The sequence below is a fragment of the Kribbella sp. NPDC051936 genome, assembly GCF_040680955.1.
Taxonomy (GTDB): domain Bacteria; phylum Actinomycetota; class Actinomycetes; order Propionibacteriales; family Kribbellaceae; genus Kribbella.
In genome coordinates this window covers 820,540-839,137 of record NZ_JBFAXS010000002.1, presented here as the reverse complement: position 1 = coordinate 839,137, position 18,598 = coordinate 820,540, and the positions used below count along the sequence as shown (strand labels likewise).

The window sequence follows — 18,598 nt, the reverse complement described above, 5'->3', positions numbered from 1 at the left end:
AGCGGCGAAGGGAGCCCGCCGCGGCTGTGCGGGCACGGTTCGCAGAGGGGGGTTTCCGCTGCTGCGCGCCTCTCGGCTCCCTCCGCCTACCTTCAGTCCACGCCGGCGCGCGGTCGCACGGCAGAGCCGAAGGTCACCAGTCCGCGGAGCCGTCCGCAGGCTTCTCGTCCTGGAAAGTGTGGAAAGTGTGGAAAGCGTGGAAGGCGGCCGGTACGGCGAAGGCCAGAGCCGGGACGGACCAGAGCCAGAAGCCCCAGCCGAAGAGCATCAGCGCCAGGTGGAAGAGGATCACGGCGACGTAGCCGATGCGGGGGGACTTCACCAGCAGGACGGCGATGGTGAGTTCGGCGGCGGCGAGGAGCAGCGCCCAGAGCGTGGCGTGCGCCATGAAGATCTGCTGCCAGGCGTCGTGGGTCCAGTCGAACAGCGCCGCGTCGGCGAAGCCGTCGTACGAGTCCGGAGTGAAGAGCGCCAGGAAGGTGTGGACGGCGGCGCCGGAGCCGAAGAGGGCGACGAAGCCCCACTGGATCGCGCGCCAGGCAGTTGCCGCGGGCACCTGTGTGTCGGGCGTGGTCATGGTCAGCCTCCCGTTACGACGAGCGTCGGTCGTCGGTGTGCCGCCGGCCAGTGACCAAAGACCTCTGGCCGCCGCCGAACGTCACGACTGACAGCTTCTCCGGCCCCGTACGAGGGCCGATCTGTCGTCCACATCACAGCGATCACCCGCCGGACGGGTCTTTCGGCCCTACGAGTGACGCCGGGGCGGCGGTTCGCTCGAAAGGCACGGACTCGTCGAGTCGAAGGAGAAGGATCATGCAGTACGTCGCACCCGGCAAACCCGGAAGTCCGGTCGAGGTCGCGGCACGGTACGCGAACTTCATCGGCGGCAGGTGGGTGGAGCCGTCGAAGGGTGAGCATCGCGTCGACCTGAGCCCGGCCACGGCCGAGCCGATCACCGAGGTGGCGCACTCGACGCCGGAGGACGTCGAGCTGGCGCTGGACGCCGCGCACGCCGCGAAGGACGCCTGGGGTGAGAAGTCCGCGGCCGAGCGCGCAGAGGTTCTGAACGCGGTCGCCGACGCGGTGGACGCGAACAAGGAGATGCTGGCCGTCGCCGAGAGCTGGGAGAACGGCAAGCCGGTCCGCGAGACGCTGAACGCGGACATTCCGCTGGTGGTCGACCACTTCCGGTACTTCGCCTCCGCGGCGCGGGCCGAGGAGGGCCGGACGACGGAGATCGGCAAGGACCTGGTCGCGTACCACTTCCGTGAGCCGCTCGGCGTCGTCGGTCAGATCATCCCGTTCAACTTCCCGCTGCTGATGGCGGCCTGGAAACTCGCGCCGGCGTGGGCCGCGGGCAACTGTTCGGTCATGAAGCCCGCCTCGCCGACCCCGTGGTCGATCCTCAAGCTGGCCGAGGTGATCGGCGACCTCGTTCCGCCGGGCGTGCTCAACATCGTGACCGGGCCGGGTGCCGAGATCGGCAGGGCGCTCGCCACCAGTCCGCGGATCGCGAAGATCGGATTCACCGGCGAGACGGTGACCGGGCGGCTGATCATGCAGTACGCCGCGCAGAACCTGATCCCGTCCACGGTCGAGCTCGGCGGCAAGAGCCCGAACATCTTCCTCGGCGACGTGATGGCGCACGACGACAAGTTCCTCGACAAGGCGGTCGAGGGCCTGGTGCTGTACGCGTTCAACAAGGGCGAGGTCTGCACCTGCCCGTCGCGCGCACTGATCCAGGAGGACATCTACGACGCGTTCATGAGCCGCTGCCTGGACCGGATCGCGCTGATCAAGCAGGGCAACCCGCTCGACACCGAGACCCAACTCGGGGCGCAGGTCTCGCAGGCGCAGCTGGACAAGATCGCGTCGTACGTCGAGATCGGCCGCGACGAAGGCGCCGAGGTGCTGATCGGCGGTGAGCGCGCCAAGGTCGCCGGTGAGTTCGAGAACGGGTACTACTTCCAGCCGACCGTGCTGCGCGGCGACAACCGGATGCGGGTCTTCCAGGAGGAGATCTTCGGGCCGGTGCTCGCGGTGACCACGTTCAAGGACGAGGCCGAGGCACTCGCGATCGCCAACGACACGCTCTACGGCCTGGGCGCCGGCGTGTGGACGCGGGACGGCAGCCGTGCGTACCGGATGGGCCGGGCGATCAAGGCCGGCCGGGTGTGGACGAACTGCTACCACCAGTACCCGGCGGGCGCGGCGTTCGGCGGCTACAAGATCTCCGGTATCGGCCGGGAGAACCACCGGATGATGCTCGACCACTACAGCCAGACCAAGAACCTGCTCGTCAGCTACAGCGACGAGCCGCTCGGGCTGTTCTGACCTGATGTCCGTCAAGCGCATCACGGCCACCGCGGCCGCGCACACGGCGATTCTTCGCCTGTGCGCGGACCGCGGGCCGGTCATGTTCGTCCAGTCCGGCGGCTGTTGCGCCGGCAGCGCCCCGATGTGTTACCCGTCCGGCGAGTTCCTCATCGGTGCCGGCGACGTGCTGCTCGGCGACATCGAGGGCTGCCCGTTCTACATCGACTACGCGCTGGACCAGGCCTGGGGCGAGTCCACGTTCCAGCTCGACGTCGCGCCCGGGGAGCCGGAGGGGTTCTCGCTCGCGGCCGGGCCCGGCACCCATTTCGTCACCCGGTCCGCCAAGTGCTCTGTGAATGAACCGTCATGAGAGCCGCGCCGGCCGTTCCCATTCTGAAAGGTCCGAGATGAGCCTGTTGATCGGCTGCCCACAGGAGACGGGCTGGCATGAGAACCGGGTGGCCGTCACCCCCGATGTGGTGGGGCGGCTGGGGCGGGCCGGTTTCGAGGTCGTCCTCGAGGGCGGTGCGGGGACCGCCGCCGGCTTCCCCGACGAGGCGTACGTCGTGGCCGGCGCGCGGATCGCGGAGCGCTCGGACGTGTTCGCCCAGGCGGACATCCTGGCGGTGGTCCAGCGTCCGGACTGCCGGCGGCTGCGTCCCGGCCAGATCGTGATCGGCCTGCTCCGCCCGTACGACGCGCCCGAGAAGCTGGCCGGTGTCACCGCGCTCAGCTTCGAGGGACTGCCGCGGACGCTCAGCCGGGCCCAGTCGATGGACGTGCTCACCTCGCAGGCCAACGTGGCGGGGTACAAGGCCGCCGTACTCGCCGCGGACACCTTCGGCGGGTTCTTCCCGATGATGATGACCGCGGCCGGAACGGTCCGTCCGGCCAAGGTCCTCGTGCTCGGCGGCGGAGTCGCCGGCCTCCAGGCGATCGGTACGGCGCGCCGGCTCGGCGCGCTGGTCACGGGGTACGACGTCCGGGCCGCGGCGCGCGCCGACATCGCGTCGACCGGCGCCGCCGTCCTCGATCTGGGCGTGGACGCCGAAGGAGAAGGCGGCTACGCGCGGACCCTGACCCCGGACGAGCAAGCCGCCCAGCAGCGGGCACTGGTGGACGCGATCCGGGACTTCGACGTCGTCATCACCACCGCTCAGGTGCCGGGGCATCGTCCACCTGAACTCGTGCCGGCCGCGGCGCTCGCTGCGATGGCGCCCGGATCGGTGGTGGTCGATCTGGCCGCCGGTCCGCTCGGCGGCAACGTCGCGGGATCGCCCGCGGACGGCCGGACCGAGACCGAGAACGGCGTGGTCGTCCTCGGGGCAGGCAACCTGCCGGCCCAGTTGCCGCGCGCCGCATCGCACGCCTGGGCGCGCAACCTCGCGTCCGTGCTCGAGTACCTGACCCAGGACGGTTCCGTCGTGCTCGACCCGGACGACGAGATCACGGCCGGCCTGCTCGTGCACCCGAAGGAGACAGTCTCATGACACCGGTACTGCTCGCCGACATCACGGTCTTCGTGCTCAGTGTGCTGGTCGGCTTCGAGGTCATCACCAAGGTCCCCGCGACCCTGCACACGCCGCTGATGTCCGGCGCCAACGCCATCCACGGCGTGGTCGTGGTCGGCGTGATGATCGTTGCCGCCAGCATCGACACGACGATCGGCTACGTGCTGCTGTTCGTCGCCGCCGCGTTCGCTGCCGCCAACGTGGTCGGCGGGTACGTCGTCACCGACCGCATGCTGGAGATGTTCCGCCGATGAACACCACGACGCATCTGCTCTACCTGGGTACGGCGGTCTGCTTCGTGCTCGGTCTGCACCTGATGAACTCGCCGGCGACCGCGCGCCGCGGCAACCAGTTGTCCGCGTTCGGGATGGCCGTGGCGATCGCGCTGACCGTCGTCGTACTGATCGACGACGGCACGATGACGCTCACCGCGACCGTCGTCCTCGCGATCGGGGTGCTAGTGGGGTCCACGGCCGGTCTGATCGCGGCCCGGCGGGTGAAGATGACCGCGATGCCGCAACTGGTCAGCCTGTTCAACGCGGTCGGCGGCGGCGCGGCAGCACTCATCGCGTTCGGCGACGCGCTGCCCGGCTCGACGGGCCGACCGACCAGTACCACGCTCGCCACGTTCTTGGACGTGCTGATCGGCGCTGTCACGTTCTCGGGATCCTTGATCGCAGCGGGCAAACTCGCCGGTGTCGTGCCCGGCCGGCCGTTGACGTTCGCCGGCGGACGGCTGGTCAACCTGCTGCTCGGTCTGACCGCGCTGACCGCTGGGGTGCTCTACACGGCGCGGGGCGGCCTCGGAGCCCTCGGGATCCTGACCGGGGCCGCGCTGGCCGTCGGCGTACTGGCGACGCTGCCGATCGGCGGCGCCGACATGCCGGTGGTGATCTCGCTGCTGAACGCCTGCACCGGAACGGCGGTGGCGATGGCGGGGTTCGTGATCGGGAGTACGCCGCTGATCATCGCGGGTGCGCTCGTCGGCGCGGCCGGTGGCATTCTGACCAAGCTGATGGCGGTCGCGATGAACCGGTCGCTGCTGAACATCGTCGCGGGCGGTTTCGGCACCGGCGACGAGCAGGCCGTGTCCGCGACGACCGCGATCGGCAGCGTCCGCGCGGTGACGGCGGACGACGCGGCGCTGCAACTTGCGTACGCCCGGAAGGTCGTCGTCGTGCCCGGCTACGGGCTCGCGGCGGCGCAGGCCCAGCACGAGGTGGTGGAGCTCGCGCAGGCCCTGGCAGAGCGCGGCGTCGACGTCAGCTACGGCATTCATCCGGTCGCCGGCCGGATGCCGGGGCACATGAACGTCCTGCTGGCCGAGGCCAACGCGCCGTACCCGCTGCTCAAGGATCTCGACGAGATCAACCCGCAGTTCGCGGCGACGGATGTCGTCCTGGTCGTCGGTGCGAACGACGTGACGAATCCGGCCGCGCGCCGGCCGGGCAACGCGGTCTCCGGGATGCCGATCCTGGACGTCGACAAGGCCCGCAGCGTGATCGTGGTGAAGCGTTCGCTCGGCCACGGGTACGCCGGGATCGACAACGAGCTCTACACGAATCCGCGCACGGCGATGTTGTTCGGCGACGCGAAGGTCGTCCTGACGGCCTTGATCACCGAGCTCCAGGCCTACGCCGTAGGGCGCTGAGCCGGCCGCGCGGCCGTCGGCCTCGCTCCGCACGGGACGTTCGGCCCTGCTCCGCGGGTTCGGGACGGCAGACGCTGGATGCATGAGGGCATCAGCCGGCGACCCGCGGTCGATGTCGAATCCCCGGGGGATGCCATGAGCTCGGTGAATGTCCAACTCACTGTCCGCGGAAACGTTCCGGAGTCGACTGCGGAGTACGCGCGCGACAAGTTCCGCCACCTCGTGAGCCGCCGGGCAGACCGCGTCGACCTGGTGCACGTGGTACTGGCCGTTGCGGCCAACCCGGCGCACGAGGCGCCGGCCAGTGTCGCGGCCGAGGCGGACGTCGGCGGGGCACGGGTGCACGCGCACGCGACGGCGGCCGTACTGACGGAGGCTGTCGACGAGGCAGTGGATCGCCTCCGTCGCCGGCTCACCGACCTCAGCGAACGGCCGCGGTCCCGCCGTCACACCGGGCTTCCGAAAGCGGCGGCCGAAGACCAGGACGACGAAGAATCGGAGGAACCGGACCATGAGTGAGAACGGACCTGGGCGCCCTCCGGACCGGGTGGTCCGCGACGTCCGTGCACGCTGGGCGATCGCGGTCGCCTGCCTGGCGATCATCGCGCTCGCGGTGACGACGGTCATCCTGTTCAACGATTCCGGCAAGGATTCCGGTACGTCGCAGGCGCCGGCCCCGACGGTCACGCAGACCGGGCCGACGCAGACCGGGACGCCGAACCCGTCACCGACGACGAGCACACCGGCGCACCAGACTTTCGGCTACCAGCCTTTGTGGCCGTTCACGTCCGAGGACGCGGTGGCGGACTGGCAGCAGGCGTATCGCAGCGGCGGCAAGCAACCCTGGCACCTCGACCCGGCGCAGACCGCGCTGTCGTTCACGACCGGGTTCCTGGGCTTCCATGAGATCGACCTGGTGGTCGCGAAGTCCGTGCGCGGTGACGAGGCCTATGTATCGGTCGGCTACCGCGCCGAGCACAACCCGCCGTCGGTCGCGGCTGTCATCCACCTCGCCCGGTTCGGGCAGGGCGACGACGCCCCGTGGGAGGTCGTCGGGACCCGGGACAGCAGCCTGACGCTGACGCAACCGCGGTACGGCGCCGCGGCCCACTCGCCCCTGACGGTCGGCGGGCGGATCACGGGCGTCGACGAGGCCATCCGCGTCGACGTACGTCAGGCGTCGACCGATGCCCGGCTCGGAACGTTGTGCTGCGTGGCCGCGGGTGGCCAGTCGCAGCCGTGGTCGGCGCAGGTGAGCTTCCAGGGAGCGACGGATCCCGCGGTCGTCGTCGTGGCGTCGACCGGCGGCCACTACCAGGGCGTCGAGGCCTTCGCGATCACGGCGATCCGCACCGTCGACTGAAGGCGCCCGATGACACTCGATCCGCGGACGCCGCCCGGCCGCCCGCTGCGGTTGCGACGATGAACGAGACGCTGCGGTTCGGGCGGATCGCCGGCATCCCGATCGGCGCGCACTGGTCGGTGCTGCTGATGATGGCGCTGGTCAGCTACACGCTGGCCTCGACCGCGCTGCCCGAACTCGTTCCGGGCCGCAGCGCGGCGGCGTACTGGACGACGGGCGTCGTCGCGGCGATCGCCTTCCTGGCGTCGCTGCTCGCCCACGAACTCGCGCACGGGCTGACCGCCCGCCGGTACCAGCTGCCGGTTCAGCGGATCACGCTCTGGATGCTGGGCGGCGTCAGTGTGCTGGACGGCGATCCGGCCACCCCCCGTGCGGCGTTCATGATTGCGGCCGCGGGGCCCGCCACGAGCATCGGTATCGGTGTCGTGTCCGGCGGTGGCGGATTGCTGCTCGCGGCCGTCCATGCTCCGGAGCTGTTGCAGGCGACCGTGCTGTGGTTCGCGGTGATGAACATCGCGCTCGGAGTCTTCAACCTGCTGCCCGGCGTACCGCTGGACGGCGGCCGGGTGGTGCGCGCCTGGCTCTGGCACCGATACGGCGACCCCGACCGGGCGACCGCGGCGGCGTCGGTCGCCGGCCAGACCGTCGGCGGGCTGGTGGCGGTTGCGGGAATCGTGCAGCTGGTGACGCGGGATGCGGGCGGCCTCTGGCTGATCGCGGTCGGTTACGTGATCGCGATCGCCGCGACCGCCGAGGGTCGGCAGGCTCGTGCGCGCAGCGCGGGTGAGCGGCTGGTCGCAGGTGACGTGATGCGGCCGGCGACCAGGTCCGGCGCCGGATCGCTGTCGATCGACCGGTTCCTGGCCGGGATGCTTCCGGACATCCCGCAACTCGTCTTCCCCGTGGAGGGACCCGACGGCCGCACGACCGGCGTGGTCAGCCTCGGCCGGCTGGCCGCCGTACCGGTGGAACTGCGCCCCACGACAGTGCTCGCCGACGTCCAGACCCCGCTCGAAGAGCTCCCCGTCGTCGACCCCCGAGCACCGCTCGCCGACCTGCGGCAACTCGGCCCTGACGAGGTCGCGCTGGTCGTCGAGGCCGCGCAGCTGGTCGGTCTGGTCACCGGGTACGACGTCGCGCGCGCCCTCGATCAGGACGGGTCGAGATCGACGTGAGTCCGGCGCCCAGTGGCCTGGCGGATTCGGGACCAAAGGCCCTGCTGAGCGCGGTCGACCGCGAGGAGGCTGGTGGACACGTTCGTGGGGGAGGTGCGGCGCAGGTGTGTATCGGCATCGTGGGCCGGGTGGTCGAGTTCGACGCCGCCGGGCCGGCCGTGGCCCGCACCGGGACGGTGGACACCGTGGTCGGCCGGCGGCAGGTCTGTTTCGCGTTCCTGCCGGACGCCGCGGTGGGTGACTTGGTGCTGGTGCATTCGGGGTACGCGATCGATCGGGTGGACGATGCCGACGGTGATGGGGGAGGCCGATGAGAGGACCAAGGGCACAGGGGATCGTGCTCGCCTTCGGCACGGCGCTGATCAGCGGCGTGTCCGTGTTCGTCAATTCGTACGGCGTGCGGGTCGTCCGCGACGCCACGGTGTACACCACAGCGAAGAACCTCGTCGCCGCGGTGGTGTTGATCCTGCTGGTGGCCGGTGTCCGCGGACGACGGCCGGCGCCGCGCCTCTCGAGGCGTCAATGGGCCGGCCTGCCGGCGGTGGCCGTCGTCGGCGGATCGGTGCCGTTCGTGCTGTTCTTCAACGGGTTGGCGCATGCCTCGTCGACCCACGCGGCGTTCGTGCACAAGACGCTGGTGCTGTGGGTGGCGTTGCTCGCCGTACCGCTGCTGGGTGAGCGGCTCGGGCTCCTGCAGTACGTGGCGATCGGTCTGCTGCTCGGTGGGCAGGTCGCGCTCGACGGAGGCCTCGGTGGGTTCCGCTTCGGCACCGGGGAACTGATGCTGCTGGCCGCGACGCTGCTGTGGGCGGTCGAAGTGATCGTGGTGAAGCGGCTCCTCGTCGCGGTGACGCCAGACCTGCTCGCGGTAGCACGGATGGGCCTTGGTGTGCTGCTGCTGATCGGCTGGGTCGCGGTCAGCGGGCATTGGTCCGGTCTCATCGGGCTGAGTGCGGCGGGCTGGCGTTGGGCGGCCCTCACCGGACTCCTGCTGGCCGGGTACGTCGCGACCTGGTACCGCGCTCTGGCCCTGGCTCCGGCGGTCGACGTCACCGCCGTACTGGTGGTCGCTGCCGTGATCACCGCCCTGCTCAACGCGGTCGTCAAGGGCACGGTCGTGACACCGCAGGCCGGTATCGGTATCGCATTGCTGGTGGCCGGCGCGGGCCTTGCGGCCCTGGCCCGACCGCAACCGGTCCTGGCACGATGAACCGCGCATCGGGTCCGCTGCTGTTCGCGCAGTACGCCTACCCGCCCAACGCGCTCGGCTACTGCGGCCCCGAGGATTCCGACGAACTGCTGGAGTACGCCGACAGCGCTGTGACCGACCGCGGTCTGGTGGCGATCGCGCAACGCTTCCTCGGTGCGTGGCCGTACCTGTCGCTGATCGCCGCGGCGAACGCACGCGACCCGCTCGATGCCGATGTGGTGGAGGCCTACTGGGTGGGCAACCGCCTGCTGGACAACGTCCCCGGCTCCTTGCTGGCGGCACACCTGACGGACCGGTTCGACCGTCCCCTCAAGCACGGGGCGGCCGACCCCGTCGGACTGGCGATCCTCGGCGGCCGGCCGCACCACAACTTCCACGTGTTCGCGGTGTACCCGTGGACAGGCCTGCTGCGGGCCGGGCCTGCGGCCGATCCGTTGCGGGTGCTGGACAGCTGCCGGATCTCCTGGGGCAATGTCGTTGCCGTCGACAACGAGGCGGCCGACGTGAGCGTGCGCCCGCTGCGCTACGACAACGGCCGGCTCCGGCTGGGAGAACCGGCCGTACGGCGCGTGCAGAGCGGCTCGCGTGGCCGCCAGTTGGTCCACTCGGCACAACCGGGTGATCTCGTCGCGGTGCACTGGAACTGGATCTGCGACGTCCTGACCCGCGCGCAGGTATCCGCGCTGCGCGAGACCACGGCGTACCTGCTCACGCTGGTCAACCACGCCCTCGGCCGCCCCGCGGTCGGCGGCGTACTCGAACCGGCGATGCCCGGAGGCAGGCGTAGGACCTGAGTCACAGCTCAGGCACGACGAGCAGCGGTTCGACGGTGGCGTAGTCCACGACAGGACCGTCGCGGCAGAGCAGCAGCGGGCCGAGCTGGCAGTGCCCGCAGAGGCCGACACCGCACTTCATCGAGCGTTCGAGCGAGACCTGGATCCGCTCGTCCGGTACCCCAGCATCGCGCAGGACGCGGGCGCTGAACCGCATCATCGGCTCCGGTCCGCAGAGGAACGCGACGGTTCGCTCGGGCGCGATGCGCAGCCGTCGGAGTGGTTCGGTGACGAACCCGACCGCGCCTGGCCAGCCGGTCGCCGGGCGGTCGACGGTGAGCTCGGTGTCGAGGTCGTCGCGATCCACCCATCGGTCCAGCTCGGCGCGGAACAGGAACTCGTCCGGCGTCCGGGCGCCGGCGATCAGGACGATCCTGCGGTACGCCGCGCGCCGGCCCAGCGCCGCGAGCAGCAGCGGCCGCAGTGGGGCGAGACCGACTCCGCCGGCGACCACGACCAGGTCGTTGCCGTCGGCCTCGTCAAGGTCCCAGGTCGTACCGAACGGGCCGCGGGCACCGAGGATCGCTCCGGGACCGGCGTCGTGCAGCGCCTGGCTGACCGCGCCGACCGCCCGCACGGTGTGGATCAGCGTGCCGTCGTCGCCGATGCCGCTGATCGAGATCGGCACCTCACCGATGCCGTACGCGTAGAGCATCGCGAACTGTCCGGGGCGGAACGGCGGCAGCGGACGATCGACAGGTCGCAGCGACACCGTGGCCGAGTCGCGGGTCTCGACTGTCCGGTCGACGACCCGGTACCGGACCGGCAGCATCGGCTCAGCCACGAGCGGTGTCCTCAGGGATCGCATCGCCGTACAGATCGAGCAGCCGCGCCCGGGTCGTCTGCAGCCGGTCGAGGACGACGGCGAGCAGTTGCCGGGTGAGGGCGTACCCGAGCCGGGGATCCTGGTCCGCGAGCGCCCGGAGTTGGGCAGCGTCGAACGCCGTGGCCTGGACGGCGCCGATCGCGCGGGCGCCGAAGTGCCAGCGGTACGGCGGGACGAGCCACGACCAGCCGAGCAGATCACCCGGGCCGAGTGTCTGTACGACGACGTGGCCGCGACCGGGGACCGCCGTGTCGAGTGCTACCCGGCCGTGCCGGATGAGCCAGCAGTAGCCGGCGGGCCCGCCCTCCTCGAACAGCCGGTCGCCGTCGTCGTAGGAGACTTCACGGGCGGTGCTGAAGAACGCCTCCCGTTCGGGGGCGGTGAGGTCGTCGAAGAGCGTGGTGTCAGCCATGCGCGGACTCGGCGAGCCGGCCGATCTCTTCGGTGATGTCGATGCCCACGGGACACCAAGCGATGCACCGGCCGCAGCCGACGCAACCGGATCCGCCGAACTGGTCGTGCCAGGTGCCGAGCTTGTGGGTGATCCACTGCCGGTAACGGCTCTCGCCGGAGCTGCGGACGCTGCCCCCGTGCAGGTACGAGAAGTCGAGCTCGAAACACGACGACCAGCGTTGCCGGCGTTCGGCGTGGTCACCGGTGAGGTCGGTGACGTCCTCGGTGGTCGTGCAGAAACAGGTCGGGCAGACCATGGTGCAGTTGCCGCACGTGAGACAGCGCTCCGCGACGTCCTCCCAGTGCGCGGACTCGCGACTGCCGACCAGCAGCGCGCGCAGGTCCACCTCCGGCATCGCGCGTCCCATCTTGTGGGTCGCGTCCTCGACCGCCAGACGCGCGGCGTCCGTCTCGTCCGCGGCGGCGTCGCGATGGTCGATCCGGGCCAGCAGTGCCTCGCCCGCGTCGGTGCCGGCCTCGGCGAGGAACCGGTGGCCGTCGGTCGGGGTCAGCTCGGTGAGCGTCAGGTCCGCGCCCGGCCCGGCGGCCGGGCCGGTGCCCATCGACGCACAGAAGCAGACCTCGCCGGGCTCGGTGCAGTTGACCGCCACGACGAACAGCGCGCGGTGCCGGTCCTGGAACGACCCGTCCGGATGAGGACCGCCGCCGAGCACGTCGCGCAGCTTGCCGATCGCGGCCAGGTCACATCCCCGGACGCCGAGCAGCGCGTACCGCCGGGCCGGTTCGTCGGCAGGACGGAACGAGCCGTCCGCGTCCGTCGACCACAGCGTGCGGTGAGGTGGATGCAGAAACGTCTTCCAGGACTGCGGTCCGGCCGAGTGGGCGAACATCGCGTCGTCCTCGCGGCGATGCAGGCGGTAACGCCCGGGCCCGGTCTCGACACCCCACCCGGCCGGCAGCTGGCCGGCGTCGGTGAGCTCCGCCAGCACGATGGCGCTGCCGGACACCGTCGGACCGACGACCTGGTAACCGTCGCTCATCAGGACCTCGACCAGGTCGTCGAGGCCTTCGATGATCGCCTGCGTCATACCCGCGATCGTGCCTCCGGGAGCCGGAGCTCTCCAAGGGCCGAAGGTCCCGGCGGAGGCTGTCCTCGGCCCCTGGCCGTCGGCCCCGGTCAGCTGGTGTGCTGGCAGACGATGAACACCCCGACGTTAGCGGTCTTCAAACTCGCCTCGTGTGACGGTTGCCAGCTCACCGTGCTGGACTGCGAGGACGAGCTGCTGACGCTGGCCGGGCGGGTCCGGATCGCCCACTTCCTGGAGGCGTCCAGCGCGGTCCGGCCCGGACCGTACGACGTGGCGCTGGTGGAGGGGTCGATCACCACGCCGGCCGACGCCGAGCGGATCCGCCGGATCCGGGCCGAGTCGCGGGTGCTGGTGGCGATCGGCGCCTGCGCCACCGCCGGCGGGATCCAGGCGCTGCGGAACTTCGGCGACGTGGCCGAGTTCGCGTCCGTGGTGTATGCCCGGCCGGACTTCATCGAGACCCTGGCGACCTCGACGGCGGTGGCCGACCACGTGCGGGTCGACTTCGAGTTGCGGGGCTGCCCGATCGATCGCCGCCAGCTGCTCGAGGTACTGACCGCCTTCCTCGCCGGCCGGAAGCCCGATCTGCCGGACACCTCGGTGTGCACCGAGTGCAAGCGCCGCGGGCTCACCTGCGTGATGGTGGCCGACGGTACGCCGTGCCTCGGCCCGGTCACCCATGCCGGCTGTGGTGCGTTGTGCCCGGCGTACCGACGGGGCTGCTTCGGCTGCTTCGGGCCGATGGCCGAGCCCAACGTCGCGGCTCTGCTGCCGCGGCTGCGTGCGACCGGGATGAGCGACGACGACATCGACCGCGTCTTCCACACGTTCAACGCCGCGGCCCCGGGCTGGTCGTCGTGAGCCACCGCGCCCGCCAGTTACGGGTCAGTTCACTCGCTCGCGTCGAGGGGGAGGGCGCGCTGCACGTTGTCGTCCGCGACGGTGAGGTGGAGCGCGCGGACCTGCAGATCTACGAGCCGCCGCGCTTCTTCGAGGCGTTGCTGCGCGGCCGGGCGTACACGGAACCGCCCGACATCACGGCCCGGATCTGCGGCATCTGCCCGGTCGCCTACCAGACCAGCGCGATCGCCGCGATCGAGAACGCCTGCGGAGTCGTGGTCGGCGGCCCGATCGCCGACCTCCGGCGGCTGCTGTACTGCGGTGAATGGATCTCGAGCCATGCGCTGCACATCTATCTGCTGCATGCACCGGACTTCCTCGGTTATCCGGACGCGGTCGCACTGGCGACCGATCATCGCGACATCGTCGAACGCGGCCTGGCCCTGAAGAAGGCCGGCAACGCGATCCTCGAACTGGTCGGCGGCCGGGCGATCCACCCGATCAACGTCCGCGTCGGCGGCTTCTACGCCGCACCGAGCCAGGCCCAGCTCGACAAGCTCGCCGCTCAGCTCCGGCCGGCGCTCGACGCCGCGATCGCGACGGTGCGCTGGGTGGCCGGCTTCGACTTCCCCGACCTGGAACTCGACCACGAACTACTGGCCGTCCACGACCCCGCGCGCTACGCGATCGAGCGCGGTACGACGCTGCGCCGCAGCGCGGGACCCGCCTTCGCAGTGGATGCCTTTAGCAACCATGTGGTCGAGGAACACGTCGCGCACTCGACCGCGCTACGGGCCCGGCTCGACGGTGGGAGGTACCTGACCGGACCGCTGGCCCGCTATACGCTCAACTATCAGCACCTGTCCCCGTTGGCACGGGAACTCGCCGCAGGCGCGGGGCTCGGGAACGAATGCCGCAACCCGTTCCGCAGCATCGTGGTCCGCGCGGTCGAGACCGTGTATGCCGTCGAGGAGGCGCTGCGGCTGATCGAGTCGTACCGGCAACCCGAACCGTCGTCCGTCGGCGTACAGGCCCGGGACGGTGTGGGCCACGGTGTCAGCGAAGCACCCCGCGGTCTGCTGTACCACCGGTACGAGATCGGCGCGGACGGCCTGATCCGGTCCGCGACGATCGTCCCGCCGACCTCACAGAACCAGGCGGCGATCGAGGACGACCTCCGGCGGGTGGTCGCGGCCAACCTCGACCTCGGTGACGGCGCGCTGACCGGCCTCTGCGAGCGCACTGTCCGCAACTACGACCCCTGCATCTCCTGCTCGACGCACTTCCTGGACCTGACGATGGAGCGCCTGTGAAGACAGCCGTGCCGACTGCCGTGGTGATCGGAGTCGGCAACGAGTACCGCCGCGACGACGGGATCGGGCCCGCGCTGGTCGCCGCTCTCGAGGACCACTGGCTGCCGGGTGTGAGGCTGGTTGTCTCCGACGGTGAACCCGCACGACTGATGGACGACTGGGCCGCCGTGCCGCTGGCCGTGGTGGTCGACGCGGTGGTGTGCGAGCCGTCCGCACCCGGCGAGATCTATCGGACCGACGTGTCGTTGCGGGAACCAGCTGATCCGGTCGTCGAGACCCACGTGCACTCGGCGGGCTCGCACAGCCTGGGCATCCCGGACGCGCTGCGGCTGGCGGCGGCGCTGGACCGGCTGCCGGGCCGGCTCGTCGTCTTCGCGGTCGAGGCCGCCGACGTCGGGTTCGGCACCGAGCTGACCACCCCGGTCGCCGCCGCACTGCCAGGGCTGGTCGAGGCCGTGCTCGGCGAGCTGCTCGTGAACGCAACAGAGCGGGGGAAGCCTACCGCCGCTACTGCAGCGGGCCGAGATGTACGGTGAACGGCGGGGACCGCTACTCCGTACCTTTTGGGTCTGGCTTCCCTCGCCCACCTCCAGTAGAGCGCGATCGCGCCGCAGACAGGAGGGTCGAAGGTCCCGACTGCCGGGGACTGTCAGGCGCCGTCGGTCGTCGTGAGTCCGGTGCAGGGCTGAAGTGCCTGCTGTCTCGGGACTGGAGGACTCTGGCGACTTCACGCGCTGCCTCCGGACGATGGATGTGAGAGGAGGCTGCGCAGATGGCCGAATCCACTGATTCCGTGTTGGCGGTGTCGCAGCTCGGGAAGCGGTTCGGGGACCGGGTGGCCGTCGACGATGTCAGCTTCGAGGTCGCGCCCGGGGAGACCTACGGATTGCTCGGGCCGAACGGCGCCGGGAAGACGACGACGATCCGCCTGGTCTGCGGCCTGCTGCGCGCGGACGCCGGTGAGGTCCGGGTCGCCGGTACGCCGGTCGGCGCGACCTCGACCGCGGCGAAACGTTCCATCGGCTACGTACCGCAGGAGATCGCGCTGTACCCGGACCTGACGGCACGGGAGAACCTGCGGTTCTTCGGCCGGCTCTACGGACTGCGCGGTACGGCGCTCAGCCGGCGCGTGGGCGAGGTGCTCGAGCTGATCGGGCTGTCGGACCGCGCCACCGACCGGGTCGAATCGTTCTCCGGCGGAATGAAGCGCCGCCTGAACATCGGCGCCGGGCTGCTGCACGAGCCGAAGCTGCTGGTCCTGGACGAGCCGACCGTCGGAGTCGATCCGCAGAGCCGGCACGCCGTGATGGAGAGCGTGCGGTCGTTCGGCGCGTCGGGTATGGCGGTGCTCTACACGACGCACTACATGGAGGAAGCCGAGCGGCTGTGCGACCGGGTCGGCATCATCGACCACGGCAGGTTGGTTGCCGAGGGCACCCGCCGTGAGCTGGTGGCCGAGCTCGGCGAACGGGACCGCATCACTTTGGCCGCCGCCGGCGACCTGGGTGTGCTGGCGAGGCGTCTTCGGGGTCTGGCCGGTGTGGACCGGGCGGACGTGAAGGACGGGGAGGTCCAGCTGCTGGCCGCTGACGGACGGCGGCTGCTGCCCGGCGTACTGGAAGCCGCCGAGCGGTCCGGGCTGTCCCTGCGCTCCGTGGAGGTGGACGAGCCCGATCTCGAGGCCGTCTTCCTGCATCTGACCGGTACGGCGCTCCGGGAGTGATCATGTTCGGCGCCTTCGTCATCGCTGCCAAGGATCTGCGGCAACGCTTCCGGGACAGGTCGGCGCTGATCCTCGGCTTCGTGGCGCCCGTCGCGGTCGCGGCCCTGATGAGCTTCGCGTTCTCCGGCGTGGAGTCCTTCCACGCGAACATCGTACTGGTCGACAACGACCGCGGCCAGATCGCGTCCGCCTTGCGAGGTGCGCTGACCGGTCCGGAGCTTTCCGACGTACTGACCATCTGGGAGGCGTCCGACGACGCGGCGGCGCGCAGGATGGTCGACGACGGGGACGCCGGCGCCGGCCTGATCATTCCCGCGGGATTCAGTGCTGCCGCGGTCGGTGACAGGCCCATCGGCCTCCGGGTGCTGGGCGATCCGGACGAGCCGCTGCAGGCGCAGGTCGCCCGTGCGGTGGCCGATGCGTATGTCGCTCAGCTCAACGCCGACCGGCTGGCGGTGCATACGGCTCTCGCCGCCGGGGTCCCCGAGAGCCGCGGTGCGGAGTTGGCCGCGGCGGTGGCGAAGCTTCATTCGCCCGAGTCGGTGCAGGCGCAGCCGACCGGCTATCGCCGGCTCCGGACCGCGAGCTACTACGCGCCCGCGATGGGGATCATGTTCGTGCTGTTCGCGATCGGCTTCACCGCGCGGAGCTACTTCGCCGAGCAGCGCACCGGCACGCTGGAGCGGATTGGCGCGGCCCCGTTGACGCGCGGCGTCGTCCTGCTCGGCAAGTCGCTGGCCGCCTTCGTCTACAGCGTCGTCAGCCTCAGCACGCTGGCGATCGTGTCGTCGCTCGCGTTCGGTGCCGAATGGGGGCCACCGGTTCCGGCGTTCGCGTTGATCCTCGCGATGTCGGCCGTGCTGGTGGCGTTGACGGCCCTGGTCGTCGCGACGGCACGCACCGAGCGTCAGGCCGAAGGGCTGGCGACGATCGTCACGTTCGTGCTGCTCCTGCTCGGCGGCAACTTCGTCCTGCTCAGCCAGGCGCCGGAGACGCTGCGCAGACTCGCCCTGCTCACGCCGAACGGCTGGGCGCTGCGCGGGTTCACGGATCTCGCGACCGGGGCCGGCGCCACCAGCGCGATCGTCCCGGTCCTGATCATGCTCGGTATGGCGGCGGTGCTGGGAGCGATCGCCGCGATCGTCGGCCGTGGGAGGCTCACATGAGGGCTGCGCTGGCTGTTGCGGGCGTCTCGCTGCGCCGGATGTTGCGGGACCGGACCGCGCTGTTCTTCATCGTGGTGCTGCCCGTCGTCATCATCACCGTCATCGGCACCGTCGTGCAGAACCCGGGCGGCTTCCGGATCGGTGTGCTCGCCGATCAGCTCTCAGGTCCGCAGCTGGCGACCAGTTTGGTCGACGAGCTGAAGTCGGTCGGGCCGCTGCACACGATGGCGGACGAGCCGGCCGCTCGGACGGCGCTGCGCCGCGGCGAGATCGACGCCGTCGTGCTGGTGCCGACCGGCCTGGACGCCGACCTGTTGAGCGGGAAGGCCGTGCGGATCCCGGTGCTCGCGGGAGGCGCCGAGTCGACGCAGAGCGCCGTACGGTCGGCCGTCGCCGCCGCGGTCGCCCGGCACGCCGAACGTGTCCAGGCGGCGGCCTTCGCGGCCCGGACGACGGGTACGACGACGGCGGAGCAGTTGCCCAGGGCAACTGCGCTGCAGCGGATGACGCCGCGGATCGGCATCAGCACGGAGAACATCGCCACCGGGAGCGACTACCTTCCGCTGGGCTTCAGCTACAGCGCGCCGACGATGCTCGTCCTGTTCGTCTTCATCAACGCGCTGGCCGGCGGGGCGTCGATCATCCAGACCCGGCAGCTCGGCATCTACCAGCGGGCCCAGGCCGCGCCGATCCGCGTGCGGAGCCTGGTGCTGGGGGAGACCCTCTGCTACCTGGTCTTCGCCTTGCTGCAGTCGGTGTTGATCGTGGCGGTCGGTGCGCTGTTGTTCGGCGTGAGCTGGGGCAATCCGGCGGCGGCCGTCGCCCTGATCGGCACCTGGGCGCTGGTCGGCACCGGAGCCGGGATGCTCAGCGGGGCACTGTTCAAGACACCGGACCAGGCGTCCGCGATCGGCCCGGTGATCGGTATCGCGTTCGCCATGCTCGGCGGCTGCATGTGGCCGCTGGAGATCGTCCCGAACGCGGTACGGACGCTCGGCCACGTCACGCCGCACGCCTGGGCGGTCGACGCCTGGATCACCGTCCTGTCGCGGGACGGCGGCGTCGCCGACATCGCCGCGAACCTCGCCGTCCTCGCCGCCTTCGCGGTGGCAATGCTCGGTCTCGCGTCGATCATCCACCAACGCAGGCTGACCAGCTGACTTCCCCCT

21 protein-coding genes are annotated in these 18,598 nt (G+C 70.7%); 17 read left to right on the top strand and 4 right to left on the bottom strand.

Going from position 1 to position 18,598, the window contains the following annotated elements:
- Window positions 1-133 precede the first annotated feature (133 nt).
- Entirely contained in the window at window positions 134-577 is a 444-nt protein-coding gene (locus AB0L64_RS09555) for a hypothetical protein (RefSeq protein ID WP_363709539.1), read from the bottom strand.
- A 236-nt stretch (window positions 578-813) separates the two neighbouring features.
- Between AB0L64_RS09555 and AB0L64_RS09550 the strand changes: the two genes are divergently transcribed.
- From AB0L64_RS09550 to AB0L64_RS09500, 11 genes are all read left to right on the top strand, one after another.
- A complete protein-coding gene (locus AB0L64_RS09550) occupies window positions 814-2,334 on the top strand; it encodes an aldehyde dehydrogenase family protein (protein WP_363709537.1) in 1,521 nt (506 codons plus the stop codon).
- Between the two features lie 4 nt (window positions 2,335-2,338).
- On the top strand, window positions 2,339-2,686 hold the full coding sequence (locus tag AB0L64_RS09545; RefSeq protein ID WP_363709535.1) for a DUF779 domain-containing protein: 348 nt from the start codon (window positions 2,339-2,341) through the stop codon (window positions 2,684-2,686).
- A gap of 37 nt (window positions 2,687-2,723) precedes the next feature.
- On the top strand, window positions 2,724-3,806 hold the full coding sequence (locus AB0L64_RS09540) for an NAD(P) transhydrogenase subunit alpha (RefSeq protein WP_363709533.1): 1,083 nt from the start codon (window positions 2,724-2,726) through the stop codon (window positions 3,804-3,806).
- Window positions 3,803-4,081 (top strand): NAD(P) transhydrogenase subunit alpha, encoded by a 279-nt coding sequence (locus AB0L64_RS09535; RefSeq protein ID WP_359922772.1) that lies wholly within the window; start codon window positions 3,803-3,805, stop codon window positions 4,079-4,081. Before AB0L64_RS09540 ends, AB0L64_RS09535 begins: the two co-directional genes overlap by 4 nt.
- Window positions 4,078-5,478, top strand: coding sequence for an NAD(P)(+) transhydrogenase (Re/Si-specific) subunit beta (locus AB0L64_RS09530; RefSeq protein ID WP_363709531.1), 1,401 nt, complete (start codon window positions 4,078-4,080; stop codon window positions 5,476-5,478). Before AB0L64_RS09535 ends, AB0L64_RS09530 begins: the two co-directional genes overlap by 4 nt.
- A 135-nt stretch (window positions 5,479-5,613) precedes the next feature.
- Window positions 5,614-5,997 (top strand): HPF/RaiA family ribosome-associated protein, encoded by a 384-nt coding sequence (locus tag AB0L64_RS09525; protein WP_363709529.1) that lies wholly within the window; start codon window positions 5,614-5,616, stop codon window positions 5,995-5,997.
- Window positions 5,990-6,841 (top strand): hypothetical protein, encoded by an 852-nt coding sequence (locus tag AB0L64_RS09520; protein WP_363709527.1) that lies wholly within the window; start codon window positions 5,990-5,992, stop codon window positions 6,839-6,841. The genes AB0L64_RS09525 and AB0L64_RS09520 overlap by 8 nt, the downstream gene beginning before the upstream one ends.
- 59 nt (window positions 6,842-6,900) lie before the next feature.
- Window positions 6,901-8,016, top strand: a complete 1,116-nt coding sequence (locus AB0L64_RS09515) for a site-2 protease family protein (protein ID WP_363709525.1) — start codon at window positions 6,901-6,903, stop codon at window positions 8,014-8,016.
- A gap of 104 nt (window positions 8,017-8,120) precedes the next feature.
- Window positions 8,121-8,330 (top strand): HypC/HybG/HupF family hydrogenase formation chaperone, encoded by a 210-nt coding sequence (locus AB0L64_RS09510; RefSeq protein WP_363709523.1) that lies wholly within the window; start codon window positions 8,121-8,123, stop codon window positions 8,328-8,330.
- Window positions 8,327-9,226 carry a DMT family transporter gene (locus tag AB0L64_RS09505; protein ID WP_363709521.1) on the top strand — a complete coding sequence of 300 codons (900 nt, stop codon included), beginning with the start codon at window positions 8,327-8,329 and terminating at the stop codon, window positions 9,224-9,226. The genes AB0L64_RS09510 and AB0L64_RS09505 overlap by 4 nt, the downstream gene beginning before the upstream one ends.
- On the top strand, window positions 9,223-10,020 hold the full coding sequence (locus AB0L64_RS09500) for a DUF6390 family protein (RefSeq protein WP_363709519.1): 798 nt from the start codon (window positions 9,223-9,225) through the stop codon (window positions 10,018-10,020). The genes AB0L64_RS09505 and AB0L64_RS09500 overlap by 4 nt, the downstream gene beginning before the upstream one ends.
- A 1-nt stretch (window position 10,021) precedes the next feature.
- On the opposite strand, the gene AB0L64_RS09495 is transcribed toward AB0L64_RS09500, so the two are convergent.
- From AB0L64_RS09495 to AB0L64_RS09485, 3 genes are read right to left on the bottom strand one after another with little or no spacing between them, the layout of a single operon-like run.
- Window positions 10,022-10,843 carry an FAD/NAD(P)-binding protein gene (locus AB0L64_RS09495; RefSeq protein ID WP_363709517.1) on the bottom strand — a complete coding sequence of 274 codons (822 nt, stop codon included), beginning with the start codon at window positions 10,841-10,843 and terminating at the stop codon, window positions 10,022-10,024.
- Window positions 10,836-11,297 carry a cyclic nucleotide-binding domain-containing protein gene (locus AB0L64_RS09490; RefSeq protein ID WP_363709515.1) on the bottom strand — a complete coding sequence of 154 codons (462 nt, stop codon included), beginning with the start codon at window positions 11,295-11,297 and terminating at the stop codon, window positions 10,836-10,838. Before AB0L64_RS09490 ends, AB0L64_RS09495 begins: the two co-directional genes overlap by 8 nt.
- Entirely contained in the window at window positions 11,290-12,387 is a 1,098-nt protein-coding gene (locus AB0L64_RS09485) for a 4Fe-4S dicluster domain-containing protein (RefSeq protein WP_363709513.1), read from the bottom strand. The genes AB0L64_RS09490 and AB0L64_RS09485 overlap by 8 nt, the downstream gene beginning before the upstream one ends.
- Before the next feature lie 111 nt (window positions 12,388-12,498).
- Between AB0L64_RS09485 and AB0L64_RS09480 the strand changes: the two genes are divergently transcribed.
- From AB0L64_RS09480 to AB0L64_RS09455, 6 genes are all read left to right on the top strand, one after another.
- A complete protein-coding gene (locus AB0L64_RS09480) occupies window positions 12,499-13,248 on the top strand; it encodes a hypothetical protein (RefSeq protein WP_363709511.1) in 750 nt (249 codons plus the stop codon).
- Window positions 13,245-14,540 (top strand): Ni/Fe hydrogenase subunit alpha, encoded by a 1,296-nt coding sequence (locus AB0L64_RS09475; protein WP_363709509.1) that lies wholly within the window; start codon window positions 13,245-13,247, stop codon window positions 14,538-14,540. Before AB0L64_RS09480 ends, AB0L64_RS09475 begins: the two co-directional genes overlap by 4 nt.
- The gene (locus tag AB0L64_RS09470; RefSeq protein ID WP_363709507.1) at window positions 14,537-15,076 is read left to right on the top strand and encodes a hydrogenase maturation protease; all 540 of its coding nucleotides are present in this window, start codon (window positions 14,537-14,539) and stop codon (window positions 15,074-15,076) included. Before AB0L64_RS09475 ends, AB0L64_RS09470 begins: the two co-directional genes overlap by 4 nt.
- Window positions 15,077-15,312: 236 nt before the next feature.
- A complete protein-coding gene (locus AB0L64_RS09465; RefSeq protein ID WP_363709505.1) occupies window positions 15,313-16,263 on the top strand; it encodes an ABC transporter ATP-binding protein in 951 nt (316 codons plus the stop codon).
- Window positions 16,264-16,265: 2 nt separating this feature from the next.
- Complete coding sequence (locus AB0L64_RS09460) at window positions 16,266-17,429, top strand: ABC transporter permease (RefSeq protein ID WP_363709503.1); 1,164 nt, start codon at window positions 16,266-16,268, stop codon at window positions 17,427-17,429.
- Entirely contained in the window at window positions 17,426-18,589 is a 1,164-nt protein-coding gene (locus tag AB0L64_RS09455; RefSeq protein ID WP_363709501.1) for an ABC transporter permease, read from the top strand. Before AB0L64_RS09460 ends, AB0L64_RS09455 begins: the two co-directional genes overlap by 4 nt.
- Window positions 18,590-18,598: the final 9 nt, after the last annotated feature.